We start from the raw sequence: 20,110 nt of genomic DNA, 5'->3' as shown, positions 1-20,110 counted from the left end.
AAAAGCGCCCTAAAGGCGCTTTTTTGCTATCTGCCATTTCCTCGAAAATCACAATAATCCGCAATACTTTAATGCTGCGTTATTCTACCGTCGCACTGTGTTTACCGTGGCTACAATTGGCACAGGCCAGTAGCCCGGACAGATGCGCAGCATCGCCTCCGGGAAATGGTCCCTGAGGGCAAAATTCCTCACGACATTTTCTGCACAATCGGCTATCTTGTTTAGCATATAAAACACCATTACCGAATAATGCCGTTTTGCGGGCGTTATTGCGGTTTTCAAGTTAAGCCAGTGAAACGAGACTGCAAGATGAGCGTAATGTTTGATCCGGAAGCGGCAATTTATCCCTTTCCCCCCAAGCCCATGCCGTTAAACCGCGATGAGAAGCACTTCTATCGTGAAAAAATTAAACGCCTGCTGCGTGAACGCGATGCGGCAATGGTGGCCCATTACTATACCGACCCCGAAATTCAACAACTGGCTGAAGAGACCGGTGGCTGCATCTCCGACTCTCTGGAAATGGCGCGCTTCGGCGCCCGACATTCCGCCTCTACGCTGCTGGTCGCCGGCGTACGGTTTATGGGAGAAACGGCGAAAATCCTCAGCCCGGAAAAAACCATCCTGATGCCCACGCTGCAGGCGGAGTGTTCATTGGATCTTGGCTGCCCGATCGAGGCGTTCAGCGCTTTTTGCGACGCTCACCCGGACCGCACCGTTGTGGTCTATGCCAATACCTCTGCGGCGGTTAAGGCTCGCGCCGACTGGGTTGTGACCTCCAGTATCGCAGTGGAACTCATTGAGCATCTGGATAGCATGGGGGAAAAAATCCTCTGGGCGCCGGACCGCCATCTGGGCAGCTACGTGCAAAAACAGACCGGCGCCGACGTGCTGTGCTGGCATGGGGCCTGTATTGTTCATGATGAATTCAAAACTCAAGCGCTGGCAAGAATGAAAGCGCTATATCCGCAGGCTGCGGTTCTGGTTCACCCGGAATCACCGCAGGCGATCGTCGATATGGCCGATGCGGTAGGTTCAACCAGCCAGTTAATCAGTGCGGCAAAAACGCTCCCGCACCAGCAGCTGATTGTCGCCACCGACCGGGGTATTTTTTACAAAATGCAGCAGGCGGTGCCGGAAAAAGAGCTGCTGGAAGCCCCTACGGCAGGCGAAGGGGCGACCTGCCGCAGCTGCGCGCACTGTCCGTGGATGGCGATGAATGGCCTGCAGGCCATTGCTGAAGCGCTGGAGAACGGGGGCGCTGAACATGAAATTCATGTTGATGAACAGCTGCGTACCGGGGCGCTGGTTCCGCTAAACAGAATGCTCGATTTTGCGGCTACACTTCGGGGATAGTTCATTACTGCGTCACAGTACGCTCTGGGGATAAGATGGATTTTTTTAGTACGCAGAATATTTTAGTTCACATACCCATTGGCGCCGGGGGCTATGATCTGTCGTGGATTGAAGCCGTCGGTACTATCGCAGGCCTGCTGTGTATCTGGCTGGCGAGCCTGGAGAAGATCGTCAACTATGCCTTTGGGTTAATCAACGTCACGCTGTTTGCCATTATCTTTTTTCAGATCCAGCTGTACGCCAGCCTTCTGCTCCAGGTCTTCTTCTTTGTTGCCAACGTCTACGGCTGGTATGCCTGGTCACGACAGACCAGCGATAACCAGGCTGAGCTGCAAATCCGCTGGCTACCGCTGCCGAAAGCGTTAGGCTGGCTGGCGGCCTGCGTGGTGGCGATTGGCCTGATGACGCTATTTATCGATCCGGTTTTTGCGTATCTGACCAGGATTGCCGTTGCGCTGATGCACGCCCTGGGCCTGCAGGTCGTTATGCCGGCGCTGCAGCCAGACGCATTCCCGTTCTGGGACTCCTGCATGATGGTACTCTCGATTGCGGCGATGATTCTGATGACCCGAAAATACGTTGAAAACTGGCTGCTGTGGGTGATCATCAACGTTATTAGCGTCGTTATTTTCGCCCTCCAGGGGGTTTATGCGATGTCGCTCGAATATTTGATTCTGACATTCATCGCCCTCAACGGCAGCCGGATGTGGATTAATAGCGCGCGTGAGCGAGGCTCTCGCGCGTTTTCCCGCTAGTGGTGATGGTGATGGCCATGCCCGGCGTGCGTCATGTTGAGACGGCACTCCGGGCCGCTGCAGGGCTGATACTCCATCTGCACCGTTACGTGTCCAATTTCGTACTTATGCTGTAAGAAATGTTGGATCCGTTCCAGCAGGCCATCGTGATCGTGCGGCGGTACCACCTGCACGTGCAGCGTCATCACCGTTTTTTCGCCGACCAGCCAGGCGTGGACGTGATGTACATCGCGCACCTCCGGTATTGAGCGACGCAGATCGCGTTTTAGTGCCTCAACATCAAGCGAGCGCGGCGCCCCCTCCAGCAGTTCGTTGACGCTCTCCTGCAGCAAACGCCAGGCGCTGCGCAAAACCAGGCACGATACCAGCACGGACAGGATGGGGTCGATAGGCGTCCAGCCGGTCGTAAGGATCACGATAGCGGCAATAATCGCCCCGACCGAGCCGAGTAAATCCCCCAGCACATGCAGAGCGGCGGCCCGCACATTGAGATTACGTTCTTCACTGCCGCGATGCAGGATCCAAAAGGCCAGAATATTGGCCAGCAGGCCGGCAACCGCAATAACCATCATCGTTTTACCGGCCACCGGCTGCGGATGATGAAAGCGCTGAATGGCCTCCCAGACGATGAGGATCGTAATGACCACTAAAGCAATGGCATTGAGAAAAGCCGCCAGCGTGGTCAGCCGCAGCCAGCCAAAGGTATGTTGCGCATTCGGCGGTCGACTGGCGAAACGCACTGCCAGAAAGGCGAACAGCAGCGCTGCTGCGTCCGTCAACATATGCCCGGCATCGGCCAGCAGCGCCAGTGAACCTGAAATGAGTCCGCCTGCGACCTCAACCACCATGAACCCGGCAGTAACGCAGAACGCCAGCAGTAGCCGACGGGCATTTTTATCTTCGGTGGGTTGCGCAGAATTATGCGAGTGTGATTGCCCCATGGTGCCTTCCCTACATTATTATTTTGATGATTACTTTATGACATGATTCCCTTTCTGGGGTGAATAAAATGAAAAAAAGGAGAGCCTTAGCTCTCCTCCCTGGTGTCCGGCACTCAGCTTACTGGGTGGTACCGTCGGTTTTCGTCGCTTCGTCCTGACCGACTTTTTTATCAGTATCCGGACAGCGGCCATCTTTGCACATTGAATTTTTGTGCACTTCGTCGCTCGACATGCCGTCATGGTTCATGGTCGAGCCGTCAGGGTGGAGCATGGTGCCGTTGGTATCGGTGGAACCGGAGTTGATTTTACCGTTGTCGACGTTGTTTGGCGCCACGTTTTCACGCGCATCGGGGGCGACCTGGCCCGCGTCGGCCGCTGCATTCGCTTGCCCATTATTCGACTGCGCCCCGGTATCGGCGGCCAGGGCCGCGCCGCTGGCCAGACCAAGGGTTGCTGCGAGGAGAAGACTGGTTAGCTTATTCATTTTCATTGGATGCTCCTGTTATGTCGATTTGTCGAATTACCTCTTCCAACAGTGCATTTGCCGGAGGTTTGACTCGTTGTGGTTAAAGCTTCGGTGATAGCGAGCGGCATTAATATATAATGCTGAATGCTAAAGAAAATTAAGTTCTAACAGTTAAAAATTATAGCTTGCGGCCACTATTCCGCGACTTTATGGCGTTTTTTAGCCTATTTCCAGGAATATTCTGCCGCTACTGTAAAATCACGTTTACACTTTTTGCATGAAGAGATAGATTGGAGGGATTGCATTTCACTGGATAAGTATGGCAACGCTGGAAATAAGATGAATTATCAGAACGACGATTTACGTATTAAAGAGATCAACGAATTATTACCTCCCGTTGCGCTCCTGGAAAAATTCCCCGCTACCGAAAATGCTGCCAATACCGTTGCGCATGCTCGTAAAGCGATCCATCAGATCCTGAAAGGGAATGACGATCGCCTGCTGGTGGTCATTGGGCCCTGCTCCATTCACGATCCGGCGGCGGCAAAAGAGTATGCTGAACGTCTGCTTAAGCTTCGTGAAGAGCTAAAAGGCGAGCTGGAAATCGTGATGCGCGTTTATTTTGAGAAACCGCGTACCACCGTCGGCTGGAAAGGGCTGATCAACGATCCGCATATGGATAACAGCTTCCGCATCAACGATGGCCTGCGTATCGCGCGCAAGCTGCTGCTTGATATCAACGACAGCGGGCTGCCCGCGGCGGGGGAATTCCTCGATATGATCACGCCGCAGTATCTTGCCGATCTGATGAGCTGGGGCGCGATTGGCGCGCGGACCACGGAGTCGCAGGTGCATCGTGAGCTCTCTTCCGGTCTGTCCTGCCCGGTCGGATTTAAAAACGGCACCGACGGAACCATCAAAGTGGCTATCGACGCCATTAACGCCGCCGGCGCGCCGCACTGTTTCCTGTCGGTGACCAAATGGGGGCATTCGGCAATTGTGAACACCAGCGGTAATAGCGATTGCCATATTATCCTGCGCGGCGGAAAAGAGCCGAACTACAGCGCGCAGCACGTTGCCGAAGTGAAGGTCGGTCTGGCGAAAGCAGGTCTGCCCGCTCAAATTATGATTGATTTCAGCCACGCCAACTCCAGCAAACAGTTTAAAAAGCAGATGGATGTCGGCGCTGACGTATGTCAGCAGGTTGCCGGCGGCGAGCGGTCGATTATGGGCGTGATGATTGAAAGCCACCTGGTGGAAGGCAATCAGAGTCTTGAAAGCGGCGAACCGCTGACCTACGGTAAAAGTATTACCGATGCCTGCATCGGCTGGGAAGATACCGATACGCTACTTCGCCAGCTGGCCGGGGCGGTAAAAGCGCGTCGCGGTTAAGTCTGCAGCGAACGGCGCAAAAAAAAGCGTGGATTGCTCCACGCTTTTTTTACATCCTGCGAGTATTACTTCGCTTTGCCCTGGTTGGCAACGGCAGCCGCTTTCGCGGCGATCTCGTCGGCGTTACCCAGATAGTAGTGTTTGATCGGCTTAAAGTTTTCGTCAAACTCATACACCAGCGGTACGCCAGTCGGGATGTTCAGTTCAAGGATCTCTGCTTCGCCCATATTGTCGAGGTATTTCACCAGCGCACGCAGGGAGTTGCCGTGAGCGGCGATAATCACGCGCTCACCGCTTTTCAGACGCGGCAGAATCGTTTCGTTCCAGTATGGCACGACGCGGTCGATGGTCAGCGCCAGACTCTCGGTCGTCGGCAGTTCTGCATCGGTCAGTTTGGCGTAGCGCGGATCGTGGCCCGGATAGCGCTCATCGTCTTTGGTCAGCTCCGGCGGCGTTACCGCAAAGCCGCGACGCCACTGTTTAACCTGTTCGTCACCGTATTTTTCAGCGGTTTCCGCTTTGTTCAGGCCCTGCAGCGCACCGTAGTGGCGTTCGTTCAGTTTCCAGGATTTCTCAACCGGCAGCCAGGCCTGATCCAGTTCGTCCAGCACGTTCCACAGGGTGTGGATGGCACGTTTCAGCACAGAGGTATAAGCAAAGTCGAAGCTGAAGCCTTCTTCTTTCAGCAGCTTACCGGCCGCTTTTGCTTCACCAACGCCTTTTTCAGACAGGTCAACGTCATACCAACCGGTGAAACGGTTTTCGTTATTCCATTGGCTTTCGCCGTGACGAACGAGTACCAGCTTAGTTACAGCCATACACTTACTCCTCAATACACGTCATCTTTCGCGCCGCCTCGTCGTTGGCTACTTTCACTCACCCTGGTCACATAGTTCACTATGTTCCCGGGGATTTGCTCATTTGCCGCCTTGATGCGACCCGAAATCTGTAGTGTGTATATTTATTGATTGATAACTATTCTCATTATATTGCCGCGATTTACCTCACGGCAATGCTTATCCCTAACCATAGCGAAAATAGTGGCTCAGTGTAAGGTGCTTGTAAAACAGAGGTTATGTTTTTGTCTGTAAGTGACGTAATTTTCAGCAAAATGATAAAAAGCCCTCCATCGGGAGGGCCAGAGGCTATCGAGCGATAAACTGATATTCCGTCAGGCTGACGTACTCTTCGCCGGGGCGCAGTACACAATCCGGCTGCGGCCATTCCGGATGATTCGGAGAATCTGGAAGGAACTCGCTCTCCAGAGCCAGGCCCTGCCAGTCATCGTACGCCTGCGCTGTGCGCGACGGCGTGCCGCCAAGATAGTTGCCGGAGTAAAACTGCAACGCGGGGGCAGATGTATAAACCGTCATCTGTAGCTTTTCGTCCTGCGACCAGACGTGAGCGGCCGGAGTATCGGCATTCCCCAGCGCCTGTAGCAGGAAGGCATGGTCATAACCTTTTACTTTTTGCTGATCTTCGTCACGCAGGAAGTCGTCCGCCAGGGTTTTCGGCGTGCGGAAATCGAAGCTGGTCAGGGTGACGTTTTGCAGATCTCCCCCCGGAATACCGTCGCTTTCGACGGGCAGATAAACATCGGCAAAAATTTGCAGCTTATGGTTGCGCACGTCGCTCTGCACGCCATCGAGGTTGAAATAGACGTGGTTTGTCAGATTCACCGGGCACGGCTGGTCCACGGTGGCGCGATACTCAATAGCGATCCGGTTATCGTCGGTCAGGCGGTAGTGCGCGGTTGCCGTCAGATTACCAGGATAGCCCTGATCGCCATCGCGGGAGGAGAGAGAAAACAGCGCGTGGCGAGCGTCAGCGCTAACAATTTGCCAGCGGCGCTTATCAAAACCTTCCGGTCCGCCGTGGAGCTGATGGCCAGCCTCGTTGGAGGGCGTCAGATTGATGAGCTGGCCATCCAGGGTAAAGCGGCTGTTGGCAATACGGTTAGCGTAACGGCCTACGGAAGCGCCAAGGTAAGCGGCCTGGCGCGTATAGTCGCCGGGGGTTGCGCAGCCGAGCAGCGCTTCTCGTTCGCTACCGTCCGCCAGGGGCACGCGCGCGGAGAGCAGCGTCGCGCCCCAGTCCATCACGGTGACCGTCATGCCTGCGTCGTTACGCAGGGTAAGAAGATTCCATGGCTGGCCGTCCGGCGCCAGCTCCGTTGTTTGCTTTAGCATTGCCCGGCTCCCTGCGACGGTTTGCAGACGTAGAAGGTCTCTTTAATGCCCGTTTTCGCTTCATACTCTCTGGCAACGGCCTGCTGCACGGTATCAACCAGCTCCTCCGGCACCAGCGCGACGATACAGCCGCCGAAGCCGCCGCCGGTCATGCGAACGCCGCCTTTGTTGCCGATGGTCGCTTTGACGATCTCTACCAGGGTATCAATCTGCGGTACGGTGATTTCAAAATCATCGCGCATGGAGGCGTGAGATTCCGCCATCAGTTCGCCCATCCGCTGCAGGTCGCCTTTTTCCAGCGCCGATGCGGCTTCTACGGTGCGGGCGTTTTCAGTCAGCACGTGGCGAACGCGTTTGGCGACCACCGGATCAAGCTCGTGAGCCACGGCGTTGAACTCTTGCAGCGTGACGTCGCGCAGAGCCGGACGCTGGAAGAAGCGCGCGCCGGTTTCGCACTGCTCGCGACGGGTGTTGTATTCGCTGCCCACCAGGGTGCGCTTAAAGTTACTGTTGATAATCACTACCGCGACGCCTTTCGGCATCGACACCGCTTTCGTCCCTAAGGAGCGGCAGTCGATCAGCAGAGCGTGATCTTTTTTACCAAGCGCGGAGATCAGCTGGTCCATAATGCCGCAGTTGCAGCCGACGAACTGATTTTCCGCTTCCTGGCCGTTCAGGGCAATTTGAGCGCCATCGAGCGGCAGGTGGTACAGCTGCTGGAACACCGTGCCGACGGCGACCTCCAGCGAAGCCGAGGAGCTTAACCCGGCGCCTTGCGGCACGTTACCGCTGATCGTCAGGTCCGCGCCGCCGAAGGCGTTATTCCGCTGCTGGAGATGCTTCACCACGCCGCGGACATAGTTTGACCACTGCTGGGTGTCGTGGCTGGTAATCGGCGAGTCGAGAGAGAATTCATCGGTCTGATTGTCGTAATCGGCGGCAATAACCCGCACGGTACGATCGTCGCGCGGCGCACAGGCGATAACCGTCTGGTAATCAATGGCGCAGGGCAGCACGAACCCATCGTTATAGTCGGTATGCTCGCCGATCAGGTTAACGCGGCCTGGGGCCTGGATAACATGGCTGGCCGGGTAGCCAAATTTCTCAGCAAACAGGGCTTGGGTTTTCTCTTTCAGACTCATGGTTATACTCCGGATTCGCGAAAATGGACGTCGCTCACAGCGCGCAGACGCTCGGCGGCCTGCTCGGCCGTCAGGTCACGCTGGGTTTCAGCCAGCATTTCATAGCCGACCATAAATTTACGCACCGTGGCGGAACGCAGCAGCGGCGGGTAAAAATGGGCGTGCAGCTGCCAGTGATTATTCTCTTCATCGTTAAACGGCGCGCCGTGCCAGCCCATGGAGTAGGGGAATGAGCACTGGAACAGGTTGTCGTAACGACTGGTCAGCTTTTTCAGCGCCAGCGCGAGATCGCTGCGCTGGTCGTCGGTTAAATCAGTCAGGCGCTGGACGTGCGCTTTTGGCAGCAGCAGCGTTTCAAAAGGCCACGCGGCCCAATAAGGAACCACGGCGAGCCAGTGGTCAGTGTCAACGATAGTACGACTACCGTCGGCTAATTCGCGCTGCACGTAATCCACCAGCATCGGCGCGCCGTGCTCGGTGAAGTACGCTTTTTGCAGACGATCTTCGCGTTCCGCCTCATTAGGCAGAAAGCTGTTGGCCCACACCTGCCCATGGGGGTGCGGGTTGGAGCAGCCCATCGCCGCCCCTTTATTTTCAAAGACCTGCACCCAGGGGTAGCTCTTTCCAAGGTCGGCGGTCTGCTCCTGCCACGTTTTAACCACGCCTTCCAGCGCCTCAACGCTCAGTTCCGGCAGCGTTTTGCTGTGATCTGGCGAGAAGCAGATGACCCGGCTGGTGCCGCGGGCGCTCTGACAGCGCATCAGCGGATCGTCGCTTTCCGGGGCATCAGGGGTATCGGTCATCAAAGCCGCAAAGTCATTGGTAAAAACAAACGTGCCGGTGTAGTTCGGGTTTTTGTCGCCGGTGACGCGGGTATTGCCCGGGCACAGGAAACAGTCCGGATCGTGCGCGGGCAAGGTCTGCTTTGCCGGCGTTTCCTGCGCCCCCTGCCAGGGGCGCTTGGCGCGATGCGGAGAAACCAGAATCCACTGCCCGGTTAACGGGTTATAACGACGATGTGGATGGTCGACGGGGTTAAATACGCTCATGAAGGTTCCTTAGTCTGGATAACCCTGCGGATGACGGGACTGCCAGTGCCAGGTGTCCTGCGCCATTTCGTCAAGGTTGCGCGTCACGCGCCAGTTCAGCTCGCGGTCGGCCTTTTCAGCGTCCGCCCAGTAGGCCGGGAGGTCGCCTTCGCGGCGCGGCGCGAAGTGGTAGTTAATCGGTTTGCCGCAGGCTTTGCTAAAGGCATTGACCACGTCGAGTACGCTACTGCCGACGCCTGCGCCAAGGTTATAGATATGCACGCCGGCTTTGTCGGCCAGTTTTTCCATCGCCGCGACGTGGCCGTCGGCAAGGTCCATGACGTGAATGTAGTCACGTACGCCGGTGCCGTCTTCGGTTGGGTAGTCGTTGCCAAATACCGCCAGCGATTCACGGCGCCCGACCGCGACCTGCGCGATATACGGCATCAGGTTGTTCGGAATGCCCTGCGGGTCTTCGCCCATATCGCCCGATGGATGGGCGCCAACCGGATTGAAGTAGCGCAGCAGTGCGATGCTCCAGTCCGGCTGCGCTTTTTGCAGGTCAGTCAGGATCTGCTCAACCATCAGCTTGCTTTTGCCGTACGGGCTCTGCGGAGTACCGGTCGGGAAGCTCTCGACATAAGGAATTTTGGGCTGGTCGCCGTAGACGGTGGCGGAGGAGCTGAAAATAAAGTTTTTCACGCCCGCAGCGCGCATAGCGGAAACGAGTTTTAGCGTTCCGGTTACGTTGTTGTCGTAATATTCAAGCGGTTTGGCGACGGATTCCCCGACGGCTTTCAGGCCGGCAAAATGGATCACCGCTTCAATGGCGTGATCGTGAAGAATTTCCGTCATCAGCGCTTCATTACGAATATCGCCTTCAACAAAGGTGGCGCTTTTGCCGCCGAGACGTTCAATGATTGGCAATACGCTGCGCTTACTGTTGCAGAGATTGTCGAGAATAATCACGTCGTGTCCCTGCAGTAGCAGTTGAACGCAGGTGTGACTTCCAATGTAACCGCTACCACCTGTAACCAGTACTTTCATGATTCGCTCCAATAGGCTTATCGTGTGAGAAGAAGATAGCATACCAAAGAAGGTAAAAGTGTGACACAGGGCAAATTGGTGGAATCGTTTACACTAAAATTTCCAGCCGTAGCTTTTAAGATTTTTTGATTATAGAACAGGGGGTTAATTTATGGTCAGGCTATTATTCTGAAAAAATAAGGGATCCGCAGACCCCTTTACAGGCTTATTTTTCCAGCGGGCCGACCCGGTAGGTGTAACCGTCTCCACTGCTCACAAATGCCAGGCGATGGGTGATGCAGTCGGGAGCGTCTTCTGCATGGTGGGAGACAAACAGCAGCTGCGTCGCCCCTTCGCTAATGAGCACATCAACAAAGCGGCGCACCAGCTGGCGGTTGAGCGGATCCAGCCCCTGCAGCGGTTCATCGAGGATCAGCAGGGTAGGGTGCTTGACCAGCGCGCGGACGATCAGCGCCAGCCGCTGCTGCCCCCAGGAGAGGCTATGGAACGGCGCATCGGCGGTGCGTTTATCAATCCCCAGAATATCCAGCCAGTTCTGCACCAGCTTATGCTGTTTGTCGGAAACGGCCTGATAGATGCCAATCGAATCGAAATAGCCCGAGAGAATCACGTTACGTACGTTGGTGCTGACGCGGTATTCAAGGTGCAGGCTGCTGCTGACGTAACCGATATGCTTCTTAATATCCCAGATCGTTTCCCCGCTGCCGCGGCGGCGGCCAAACAGGGTCAGGTCGTTACTATAGCCCTGGGGATGGTCGCCGGTGACCAGGCTGAGTAGCGTCGATTTACCGGCGCCGTTGGGGCCAACTATCTGCCAGTGTTCGCCGGGATTTACCGTCCAGTTCAGATGATTAATGATGGGGCGGTCATTGTAGGAAACCCTGCCGTCGTTGAGCACGATGAGCGGCGCATCGTCGTCCAGCCCAAGACGCGCGGCCGGGGCATCGGGCTCCGGCAGCGTCATGCCATCAAGCCTTTCGCTGTGGGCCAGCTGGGCAATGAGCGCCTGCTGCAGCAGGGCCTGCTTTTCGCCGGTTTCGCTCAGAACACACTCCGCCAGCACGCCGGCAAACTGAACGAACTCCGGGATTTCATCGAAACGATTAAGAACCAGCACCAGGGCGATCCCTTCGCCGTTGAGCGTGGCCAGCAGCGCCGCAAGCTGCTGGCGTGAGGCGACATCAAGACCGTCGAACGGCTCATCAAGGATAAGCAGGTCGGGGTCGCCCATCAGCGCCTGGCACAGCAGGGTCTTACGCGTTTCTCCGGTAGAGAGATATTTAAAGCGGCGCTCAAGCAGGTGGCTGATAGCGAACTGTTCAGCAAGGCGGGCGCAGCGGGAGGGGTCTTTAATCTCATCCTGGATAATTTCCGCTGTCGTGCGTCCGGTATCTTCTTCTCCGGGTCTGAGCAAGTCCGTGTTGTTGCGCTGCCACTCATCGCTGACCAGCTTCTGCAGCTGTTCAAAAGAGAGGCGGGTAACGCGTGGGAACGTATTCTCGCGCTGTCCGCTGAGCAGTGTCAGCTCTCCGGATAGCGCCCGCGCAAGGGCCGACTTCCCGCTGCCGTTGCTGCCGACGAAAGCCCAGCTCTCGCCAGCCTGCACGCAGAGTTGTTCAATATTTAACGTTTTGGTGTCGCTCAGGCGAAACGTGCCTTGCGAAATTTGCAATGATGACATTGTGTATCCCACTTTTTGCAGCGATTTATTTCAGGGATACGTCTTCACGCCCACAATGTCAATGGCGTTAGCATAACGTGGCGAGAATGATGCGATCGGCATTGAAATATGCTATCGCTTCCGCGCCTTCGGCCAGATCGCGCGTCTGTTCCACCGGCAGGGTGGCGCAAAGGCTTTGACCATCCGGGAGCGCCATCAGTACTTCGCACTGCTCCGGCCCGCGTTCGATGCGGCTGATTCGGCCGGACAGCTGATTATCAGCCTGTACCGCCTGCGCGGCATCCAGGGTGATGCCAACCCACGGCGCCTTCAGCAGCACTAATACTTCCTGGCCTTCATCCAGGCCAAGACGATCGGCGCTCTGGGCGGTAATCGCGACTTTGAGACGGGTTTGCCCGTCGGCCAGCAGGACCTCTACGTGCTGCTGAACCTGCTGATGGTCGCGGCCGGTAATCGTGCCGAACCACTGGTTGCGCGCGCTGGTCTGCAGAGAGAATCGCGAAATGGCGGCCAGCAGGCTGTCGAGGGGAAGGGCGTCATCATCGCTCAGGACATCGAACGCTTTCTGCTGAATCTGCGCCAGCAGGTCGTAGAGCTGAATCAGCCGCTGCCCGTAACGGGTGAGGACCGCGCCGCCGCCGCCTTTGCCGCCGGTCGCCCGGTCAACCAGGGTCTGCTCGCTGAGCTGATTCATTTCATTAATGGCATCCCATGCGCTTTTATAGCTGATGCCGGCATTTTTGGCCCCCTGGCTAATGGAGCCTGTCAGGTCAATTTGCTTCAGCAGGGCGATACGACGGGGATCGGCGAACAGGCGCTGCTGTAATTTAAGGGTAAGGAGAATTTCGGCCTGCATAATCATGTCCTGATGAAAAAAAGGTATTGTGACCGATAGCGGTCATCTTGCAAGATGCTTCTGCGGCGGCAGTCCGTGAGGCACCGCACAAATGGGGCGTGTTTTTCCGGCGGAATTCGTTACAATAAAGTATTCGTACTTTCTGGAGCCAACCATGTTAGAGCTATTGAAAAGTCTGGTTTTTGCCGTAGTCATGGTCCCTGTGGTGATGGCTGTCATCCTGGGGTTGATTTACGGGCTGGGCGAAGTGTTTAACCTCTTCTCCGGAGCCGGCCATAAAGACAGCAGGCCGCAAAACCACTGATTTCCCCCGCGCCCGGTTTGACCGGGCGTTTTTATTTTTCCCCCTTCGTTTGATCCTCCGCTCATTACCCCTAATTTTCTCTGGGAAAGTCCTGGCTCTATCGTTATATTGTCAGCTACATAACGAACCTACGGGAGATTCAGATGGCAGGTCAATGGTTACGCTTTTTTGCCGGAACAACGTTAACGCTCTGCGTTGCCGGTCACGCGCTGGCGGATGAGGGCAAAGTGACGGTTTTTGCCGCAGCATCGCTCACTAACGCCATGCAGGATATCGCTAAAGAGTATAAGAAAGAGAAGAACGTTGAGGTTGTCTCTTCATTTGCTTCTTCATCCACGCTGGCGCGCCAGATTGAAGCGGGCGCGCCGGCGGATCTGTTTATCTCCGCCGATCAAAAATGGATGGATTACGCGGCCGGGAAAAAGAGCATTGATTCTGCTTCTCGGACGACCCTTCTCGGTAACAGCCTGGTTGTCGTGGCGCCAAAAGCCAGCGCGCAGGGCGAGATAAACATCAATGATAAAACCGACTGGACCAGCCTGCTGAAAGGCGGCCGCCTGGCCGTTGGCGACCCGGAACACGTGCCTGCTGGCATCTATGCGAAAGAGGCGCTGCAAAAGCTGGGAGCCTGGGAAACCCTGTCGCCGAAGCTGGCGCCGGCAGAGGACGTGCGCGGCGCGCTGGCCCTGGTTGAACGCAGCGAAGCCCCGCTGGGGATCGTGTACGGCTCTGATGCGGTCGCCAGCAAAGGCGTAAAAGTCGTCGGAACCTTCCCGGAAGATTCCCATAAGAAGGTGGAATATCCGCTGGCTATCGTCGACGGGCATAACAGTGCGACGGTCAGCGCGTTTTATGACTATTTAAAAGGGCCGGAAGCTTCCGCCATCTTTAAACGTTACGGATTCACTACCCACTAATGTTCTTAAGCGATCCTGAATGGCAGGCGGTACTGCTGAGCCTGAAAGTCTCCTCCCTGGCGGTGGTAGTTAGCTTACCTTTCGGCATCTTTTTTTCCTGGCTGCTGGTTCGTCGGGATTTTCCCGGCAAAGCGCTGCTCGATAGCGTTATCCACCTGCCGCTGGTGCTGCCGCCGGTGGTGGTGGGCTATCTGTTGCTGATTGCGATGGGGCGCCGCGGCTTTATCGGCAGCTGGCTATATGACTGGTTTGGGCTGAGCTTTGCGTTTAGCTGGCGCGGCGCGGTGCTGGCGGCGGCGGTCATGTCCTTTCCGTTGATGGTGCGGGCCATTCGCCTCGCGCTGGAAGGGGTGGACATCAAGCTTGAGCAGGCGGCGCGTACCCTGGGCGCTGGGCGCTGGCGCGTATTTTTCACTATTACGCTACCGTTGACGCTACCCGGTATTATCGTCGGCACCGTGCTGGCTTTTGCCCGTTCGCTGGGCGAGTTTGGCGCCACTATCACTTTTGTTTCCAATATTCCCGGTGAAACGCGTACCATCCCTTCGGCAATGTATACCCTGATTCAGACTCCCGGCGGCGAGGGCGCAGCCGCGCGTTTATGCTTGATTTCGATTGTGCTGGCGCTGGTATCGCTGCTGATTTCCGAATGGCTGGCCCGCCTCAGCCGTCAGCGGATGGGGAAATAACATGCTTGAACTCGATTTTACCCAGACGCTGGGAACCCACTGTCTGCAAATCCGCGAGACGCTCCCTGCCAGCGGCATTACAGCGGTATTCGGCGTCTCTGGCGCGGGAAAAACCTCGCTGATCAACGCTATTAGCGGCCTGACCCGCCCGCAGCAGGGGCGCATTGTCCTTAACGGCAGAGTGCTAAACGATGTTGAAAAACGTATCTGCCTGGCGCCGGAAAAACGCCGCATTGGCTATGTTTTTCAGGACGCGCGCCTGTTTCCGCACTATAAAGTGCGCGGCAATCTGCAATATGGCATGGCAAAAAATATGGCCGGACAGTTCGATAAGCTGGTCGATCTGCTCGGCATTGCGCCACTGCTTGATCGGCTACCGGGAGGACTCTCCGGCGGAGAAAAACAGCGGGTCGCGATTGGCCGGGCGCTGCTTACCGCGCCGGAGCTGCTGCTGTTAGATGAACCGCTGGCATCGTTGGATATCCCGCGCAAGCGCGAGCTGTTGCCCTATCTGCAGCGGCTGGCGCGCGAAATTAACATCCCGATGCTGTACGTCAGCCACTCTCTTGATGAGATCCAGCACCTGGCGGATAACGTGCTGGTGCTGGAGGCGGGGAAGGTGAAAGCCTTTGGCTGCCTGGAAGAGGTGTGGAGTAGTAGCGTGATGCACCCCTGGCTGCCCGAGGATCAGCAAAGTACCATTCTGAGCGCGATTGTTGCCGCCCAGCATCCGCAGTATACGATGACCGCCCTGGCGATCGGCGACCAGCAGATATGGGTCAACCGGCTTGACAGGCCGCTGGGCGAAACCGCGCGCATCCGCATTCAGGCCTCGGACGTGTCTCTGGTACTGCAGCCCGCTCAGCAAACCAGTATTCGCAATATTTTGCCCGCGGAGGTTATGCAGTGTATTGAAAGCCATGGGCAGGTTGAGGTCCGGCTGGAGATAAGCGGCCGCACGCTGTGGGCGCGCATCAGCCCCTGGGCTCGCGATGATCTGGGCGTTGCCCCGGGCCAGCGGCTGTATGCGCAGATAAAAAGCGTGTCGATAGCCGCCTGATTACAGCAGGTGGCGATAGATGTAGTCGGCGATGCTGGTGGTTTCGTTTTCACCGATCACCACGTTGGCGCGCGCTTTCACTTCCTCTACCGCGTTGCCCATCGCTACGCCGGTGCCGGCGGCCTCCAGCATGCTGAGGTCGTTATAGTTGTCGCCGAAAGCGATAACATCCTGCATTGACAGTCCCCGGGACGCCACCCACTGCGCCAGGCGTTTACCTTTACTGTTGCCTTCCCGGGCAATATCCACCTGATCGTGCCACGACCATTCGCACTCCAGGCCCAGCGTCTGGCCAACGTGCAGGGCAAAGCGCTGCAGTTTGGCGGTATCTTCATCGGTCAGGGCGAATTTCCACACGGCGTTAACTTCGCGCGCCGCCTGCGCCAGAGAGTCGACCTGAGTAAATACCGGGCGCTGCTCGACGGGCAGAGACTGGGCCCAGTTGGCAGTGCGGATGACGTGCCCGGTCGGCTGCTCGTAGAGCATGGCGTCATCAACGTACATCAGGCCGTGAATATCATGCTGGTTCAGCAGCTCCGTCAGGCTCAGGGCTTTATCGACCGGCATCGGATCGGACTCAAGCACCTTTTTTGCATGATAATCATACAAATAAGTACCATTGCAGCAAATTGCAGGTGTATCGAGAGCCAGTGCCTGATAAAAAGGATGGATAGCGACGTGATGTCGTCCGGTGACGACAATGATCTGGTATCCAGCGTCTTTGGCGCGAGCCAGCGCGTCGAGCGAGGCGGGGAGGATGGTCTTTTTGCCGGTTAAGAGCGTGCCGTCTAAATCCAGGGCAATCACGCGTGAGGTCATGTGTTGTTTCCGGTTAATGATGAAAAGTTAGCAGGCTATGATGGTACACCGCTGTGCCATTCCGGCAAACTTTTCAGCATCTACCGCTAAAGAGCCGATACACTTGATCTTTCAGGCTGCCTGGAGGCAATCTGAAAAATGTTGTGTATGCGTATTGTATTTTTCAGGGCGCCGTTAGTCTGAAAAATGAAATTTCCACGTGCAGTGAGGAAGGAGTATTCATGAAACAAACCGTTTATACCGCCAGCCCGGAAAGCCAGCAGATTCACGTCTGGGATCTGGATCCTGAGGGGAAACTGACGCTGGTGCAGGTTGTTGATGCCCCGGGGCAGGTGCAGCCGATGGTGGTGAGCCCGAACAAAGAGTATCTCTACGTCGGCGTGCGTCCGGAGTTTCGCGTACTGGCCTACCGCATTGCGCCCGATAATGGCGCCCTGACCTTCGCTGGCGAAGCCGCGCTGCCCGGTAGCCCAACGCACATCTCTACCGATCATCAGGGCCGCTTTGTGTTCAGCGCATCCTATAACGCGGGCTGCGTAAGCGTTACGCCGCTGGTGGACGGCCTGCCGCGGGAAGCGGTGGCGGTGGTGGAAGGGCTGGAAGGCTGCCACTCGGCAAATATTTCCCCGGACAATCGCACCCTGTGGGTTCCGGCGCTGAAACAGGATCGTATCTGCCTGTTTACCCTGAGCGACGACGGTTTCCTGGCTGCCCAGGAACCGGCTGAGGTGACCACCGTTGAAGGCGCTGGCCCGCGTCATATGGTCTTCCATCCGAACCAGCAATACGGCTACTGCGTTAACGAACTGAACAGCTCCGTTGACGTATGGGAGCTGAAGGATCCACACGGCAAAATCGAGTGCGTGCAGACGCTGGACATGATGCCGCCTGATTTCACCGGCGTTCGCTGGGCGGCGGATATTCACCTGACGTCCGATGGCCGTCACCTCTACGCCTGCGATCGCACCGCCAGCGTTATTACCATCTTTAGCGTTTCGGAAGACGGCAGCGTGCTGTCCATCGAGGGCTATCAAAATACCGAAACCCAGCCGCGCGGCTTTAATCTCGATCATAGCGGCAAATTCCTCATCGCTGCCGGTCAGAAATCGCATCATATTGCGGTGTATGAAATCGAAGGCAAGCAGGGGCTGCTGCAGGAAAAAGGGCGCTATGCCGTAGGCCAGGGCCCGATGTGGGTGGTGGTCAACGCTCGTTAAGCCCGCAGGTGTGACCGAAACCTCGCCGCGGCGAGGTTTTTTTACGCCTGGCGCAAGGGCTATTTCACCCGCATACGATACTCAATCATGCCGCTTTTCTCCGCGACCCAGTGGTACAAGCGCTGACCCCGCAGATTGGTTTCATGCGTGTGCCAGTACAGGCTGGCTGAGTGACGCTTCCGCGCCTGTAGCTGTACATACTCAATCAACTGTTTGCCGATATGCTGGCCCCGAACGGCCGGATCAACGAACAAATCTTCCAGATAGCAGTAGTCGCTTTCGGCCCAGGTAGAGCGGTGGAAGAGATAGTGAACGAATCCCACAATCCTGCCTTCGCATTTTGCCACCGCGCAATACATGGGTTCGACAGAATGGAAAAAACGCTTCCAGGTGAGTTGCGTGACGGTGTCCGGGATGTCGACGCGATAAAACGTCTGGTAGCTTTTCCACAGCGGCAGCCACGCGGCAAAGTCAGTTTCAGCTGCGGGTTGGAGGGTAATTTCCGCGAGGTTAACGTCGGTTTTCTGGCTCTTCATGCTTCTTCCTTACTTTTAGAAACCGGATGGTTGTGCGTTATGATAGGAGGCGTTCTGGTTCCTAAAAAGTGACACTTTCTGTATATTTATAGGATCCACTTTTATTACGTTGATGCCGCTGCCGCTCATGCCAAAACCCATTGCCCCTCTGTTCCAGGAACTGTTATTAACGCGCGGCGTGATTAAAGACCAGGTCTATCACGCCCTGCGCCACGCGATTCTGGATGGCCGGTTATCGGCGGGTGCAAAAATACCCTCCAGCCGGGCGCTGGCTGAGATGATGGCGATCTCCCGCAACTCGGTCATTGCCGGGTTTGAGCGCCTGATTGATGAAGGCTATCTGCTGACGCGCAAGGGGGCAGGCACCTTTGTCTGCGACCATATTCCGGATCACGTCATTAGCGAGTACGGGTCGTCGACGGCGCCGGAAACGGCAATAGCCAGCGTTGGGCCGCTGAACCCTGATGTGTCAGCCCTGGTACCCTCATGGACGGAAAGCGAAGATAGCGGAGAGATGGGCGCGATTTTTGCCGTCGGTATTGGCTGTACCGATCTTTTCCCTCATGCTTTGTGGGGGCGATTGCTGGGGCGCGTCTGGCGGCAATCGCGCCGTGAACTCGCATCGCACGCCTCCTCCTGGGGATTCCTGCCGCTGCGTCAGGCAATCAGCGACTATATACAGGCGACGCGCGGCGTAAATTGCCACGAAGATCGGGTGATTATTGTTAACGGCATTCAGCAAGCGTTGACGATCGCCGCGCAGGCTTTACTGGAAGAGGGCGATGAAGTCTGGCTGGACGATCCCGGATATAACGCGCTCGCGGCGCATTCGCCGCCAGGGGAGCCGTTGTTCGGCCCGTTCGGGTTGACGATGAGGGCATGGATATTCAGGATGGAATAGACCATTATCCCGGGGCTAAGCTGGTCTATACCGCGCCGTCGCATCAGTTTCCGCTCAGCGGCACGCTGAGTCTGCCGCGGAGGCTTGCTCTGCTGGAGTGGGCGGAAGCTAACCGCGCCTGGATATTCGAAGATGATTACAATAGCGAATTTCGCTATGCCGCCCGCTCTCTGCAGGCGTTGCAGGGGCTGGATAAACATCAGCGGGTCATCTATGCGGGTACATTCTCTAAGATGATGTATCCGGCATTTCGTCTGGGCTTTTTAGTTGTCCCCGAGCATTTGCGCGAACAGTTTGCCATCACCAAATATTATACTGACCTCTGTAGCGGATATCTGGAACAGGCCGTTCTGGCGCGTTTCATCCGCGAGGGGCACTATGCCAGCCACGTTCGTCGGATCCGTAAAGCCTGTTTTGAGCGAAAAAGCGCGCTGGAGGCGGCGATTAAATTCTATTTTCCCGGGCGCATGCTGGTGCATCCTACGGATTCCGGCGTGCATTTAGTCTGCTGGCTGCTGGATGGCTTACGGGCACAGGAGGTGGTGCGGAAGGCGCGCCAGATAGGCTTAGGTGTACAAACTTTTGCGCGCTATTGCCAGCGGCCAATGTCACGTGAGGGAATATTGCTTGGCTTTGCAAACCATCCGCCAGAGGTTTTGGCAGAGGGGATTCGCCGTCTGGCGGCGGTCATATAACCCAATACCGCAGGCTTTATTGAAACAAAAACTATCGCGTTTATTTCTGGCGAGGGCGAGCAAAAATAAATTAAATCTTATTTATAATTAACTCACACCGCTGAGCAGATGAGTCATCTGCT

19 protein-coding genes and 1 pseudogene are annotated in these 20,110 nt (G+C 56.3%); 9 read left to right on the top strand and 11 right to left on the bottom strand.

Going from position 1 to position 20,110, the window contains the following annotated elements; genetic code table 11:
* Window positions 1-309: 309 nt before the first annotated feature.
* Together nadA and pnuC are read left to right on the top strand one after the other, a co-directional pair.
* Window positions 310-1,353 (top strand): quinolinate synthase NadA, encoded by a 1,044-nt coding sequence (gene nadA / locus HMPREF3178_RS15655; RefSeq protein WP_004100341.1) that lies wholly within the window; start codon window positions 310-312, stop codon window positions 1,351-1,353.
* 35 nt (window positions 1,354-1,388) lie between these two features.
* Window positions 1,389-2,108 carry a nicotinamide riboside transporter PnuC gene (gene pnuC, locus HMPREF3178_RS15650; RefSeq protein WP_004100343.1) on the top strand — a complete coding sequence of 240 codons (720 nt, stop codon included), beginning with the start codon at window positions 1,389-1,391 and terminating at the stop codon, window positions 2,106-2,108.
* Here pnuC and zitB read toward each other — a convergent pair.
* Window positions 2,105-3,049 (bottom strand): CDF family zinc transporter ZitB, encoded by a 945-nt coding sequence (zitB, locus tag HMPREF3178_RS15645; RefSeq protein ID WP_017146320.1) that lies wholly within the window; start codon window positions 3,047-3,049, stop codon window positions 2,105-2,107. The two genes, pnuC and zitB, sit on opposite strands and share 4 nt — an antisense overlap.
* Window positions 3,050-3,167: 118 nt before the next feature.
* Complete coding sequence (locus HMPREF3178_RS15640; protein ID WP_004100346.1) at window positions 3,168-3,539, bottom strand: YbgS-like family protein; 372 nt, start codon at window positions 3,537-3,539, stop codon at window positions 3,168-3,170.
* A 315-nt stretch (window positions 3,540-3,854) separates the two neighbouring features.
* On the opposite strand from HMPREF3178_RS15640, the gene aroG reads away from it, so the two are divergent.
* Window positions 3,855-4,907 carry a 3-deoxy-7-phosphoheptulonate synthase AroG gene (gene aroG / locus HMPREF3178_RS15635; RefSeq protein ID WP_004111488.1) on the top strand — a complete coding sequence of 351 codons (1,053 nt, stop codon included), beginning with the start codon at window positions 3,855-3,857 and terminating at the stop codon, window positions 4,905-4,907.
* A gap of 65 nt (window positions 4,908-4,972) precedes the next feature.
* Here the strand turns inward: aroG and gpmA are convergent, their stop codons facing one another.
* The 7 genes from gpmA to modE all read right to left on the bottom strand — a co-directional run bounded on the left by gpmA (window position 4,973) and on the right by modE (window position 12,850).
* Window positions 4,973-5,725, bottom strand: coding sequence for a 2,3-diphosphoglycerate-dependent phosphoglycerate mutase (gene gpmA / locus HMPREF3178_RS15630; RefSeq protein WP_004100351.1), 753 nt, complete (start codon window positions 5,723-5,725; stop codon window positions 4,973-4,975).
* A 327-nt stretch (window positions 5,726-6,052) separates the two neighbouring features.
* Window positions 6,053-7,096, bottom strand: a complete 1,044-nt coding sequence (gene galM / locus HMPREF3178_RS15625; protein WP_004100353.1) for a galactose-1-epimerase — start codon at window positions 7,094-7,096, stop codon at window positions 6,053-6,055.
* Window positions 7,090-8,238, bottom strand: a complete 1,149-nt coding sequence (gene galK, locus HMPREF3178_RS15620; RefSeq protein WP_017146319.1) for a galactokinase — start codon at window positions 8,236-8,238, stop codon at window positions 7,090-7,092. Before galK ends, galM begins: the two co-directional genes overlap by 7 nt.
* A gap of 2 nt (window positions 8,239-8,240) precedes the next feature.
* Window positions 8,241-9,287 carry a galactose-1-phosphate uridylyltransferase gene (gene galT / locus HMPREF3178_RS15615; RefSeq protein ID WP_017146318.1) on the bottom strand — a complete coding sequence of 349 codons (1,047 nt, stop codon included), beginning with the start codon at window positions 9,285-9,287 and terminating at the stop codon, window positions 8,241-8,243.
* 9 nt (window positions 9,288-9,296) lie between these two features.
* The gene (gene galE / locus HMPREF3178_RS15610; RefSeq protein WP_004100360.1) at window positions 9,297-10,313 is read right to left on the bottom strand and encodes a UDP-glucose 4-epimerase GalE; all 1,017 of its coding nucleotides are present in this window, start codon (window positions 10,311-10,313) and stop codon (window positions 9,297-9,299) included.
* Window positions 10,314-10,518: 205 nt separating this feature from the next.
* A complete protein-coding gene (gene modF, locus HMPREF3178_RS15605; RefSeq protein WP_017146317.1) occupies window positions 10,519-11,994 on the bottom strand; it encodes a molybdate ABC transporter ATP-binding protein ModF in 1,476 nt (491 codons plus the stop codon).
* 67 nt (window positions 11,995-12,061) lie between these two features.
* On the bottom strand, window positions 12,062-12,850 hold the full coding sequence (gene modE, locus HMPREF3178_RS15600; RefSeq protein WP_004100364.1) for a molybdenum-dependent transcriptional regulator: 789 nt from the start codon (window positions 12,848-12,850) through the stop codon (window positions 12,062-12,064).
* A 154-nt stretch (window positions 12,851-13,004) separates the two neighbouring features.
* On the opposite strand from modE, the gene HMPREF3178_RS15595 reads away from it, so the two are divergent.
* The 4 genes from HMPREF3178_RS15595 (at window position 13,005) to modC (ending at window position 15,820) form a co-directional block, all read left to right on the top strand.
* Window positions 13,005-13,154 (top strand): AcrZ family multidrug efflux pump-associated protein, encoded by a 150-nt coding sequence (locus HMPREF3178_RS15595; protein ID WP_004848993.1) that lies wholly within the window; start codon window positions 13,005-13,007, stop codon window positions 13,152-13,154.
* A 143-nt stretch (window positions 13,155-13,297) separates the two neighbouring features.
* Window positions 13,298-14,071, top strand: a complete 774-nt coding sequence (gene modA, locus HMPREF3178_RS15590) for a molybdate ABC transporter substrate-binding protein (RefSeq protein WP_017146316.1) — start codon at window positions 13,298-13,300, stop codon at window positions 14,069-14,071.
* Window positions 14,071-14,760, top strand: a complete 690-nt coding sequence (gene modB, locus HMPREF3178_RS15585) for a molybdate ABC transporter permease subunit (protein WP_017146315.1) — start codon at window positions 14,071-14,073, stop codon at window positions 14,758-14,760. Before modA ends, modB begins: the two co-directional genes overlap by 1 nt.
* A 1-nt stretch (window position 14,761) precedes the next feature.
* Entirely contained in the window at window positions 14,762-15,820 is a 1,059-nt protein-coding gene (gene modC / locus HMPREF3178_RS15580; protein WP_004100372.1) for a molybdenum ABC transporter ATP-binding protein ModC, read from the top strand.
* Here the strand turns inward: modC and HMPREF3178_RS15575 are convergent, their stop codons facing one another.
* On the bottom strand, window positions 15,821-16,639 hold the full coding sequence (locus HMPREF3178_RS15575) for a pyridoxal phosphatase (protein ID WP_004100374.1): 819 nt from the start codon (window positions 16,637-16,639) through the stop codon (window positions 15,821-15,823).
* Between the two features lie 221 nt (window positions 16,640-16,860).
* On the opposite strand from HMPREF3178_RS15575, the gene pgl reads away from it, so the two are divergent.
* The gene (pgl, locus tag HMPREF3178_RS15570; RefSeq protein ID WP_004100376.1) at window positions 16,861-17,856 is read left to right on the top strand and encodes a 6-phosphogluconolactonase; all 996 of its coding nucleotides are present in this window, start codon (window positions 16,861-16,863) and stop codon (window positions 17,854-17,856) included.
* Between the two features lie 59 nt (window positions 17,857-17,915).
* Here pgl and HMPREF3178_RS15565 read toward each other — a convergent pair whose 3' ends face one another.
* The gene (locus tag HMPREF3178_RS15565; RefSeq protein ID WP_017146314.1) at window positions 17,916-18,392 is read right to left on the bottom strand and encodes a GNAT family N-acetyltransferase; all 477 of its coding nucleotides are present in this window, start codon (window positions 18,390-18,392) and stop codon (window positions 17,916-17,918) included.
* A 127-nt stretch (window positions 18,393-18,519) separates the two neighbouring features.
* Here HMPREF3178_RS15565 and HMPREF3178_RS15560 point away from each other — a divergent pair.
* Window positions 18,520-19,988 (top strand): annotated as a pseudogene (locus HMPREF3178_RS15560) (PLP-dependent aminotransferase family protein).
* Window positions 19,989-20,110 lie beyond the last annotated feature (122 nt).

It is taken from the genome of Klebsiella sp. HMSC09D12, assembly GCF_001808475.1.
In the GTDB taxonomy this organism is placed as follows: Bacteria; Pseudomonadota; Gammaproteobacteria; order Enterobacterales; family Enterobacteriaceae; genus Klebsiella; species Klebsiella oxytoca.
The sequence above is the reverse complement of the archived record's forward strand: the minus strand, read 5'-3'. Positions and strand labels throughout refer to the sequence as shown.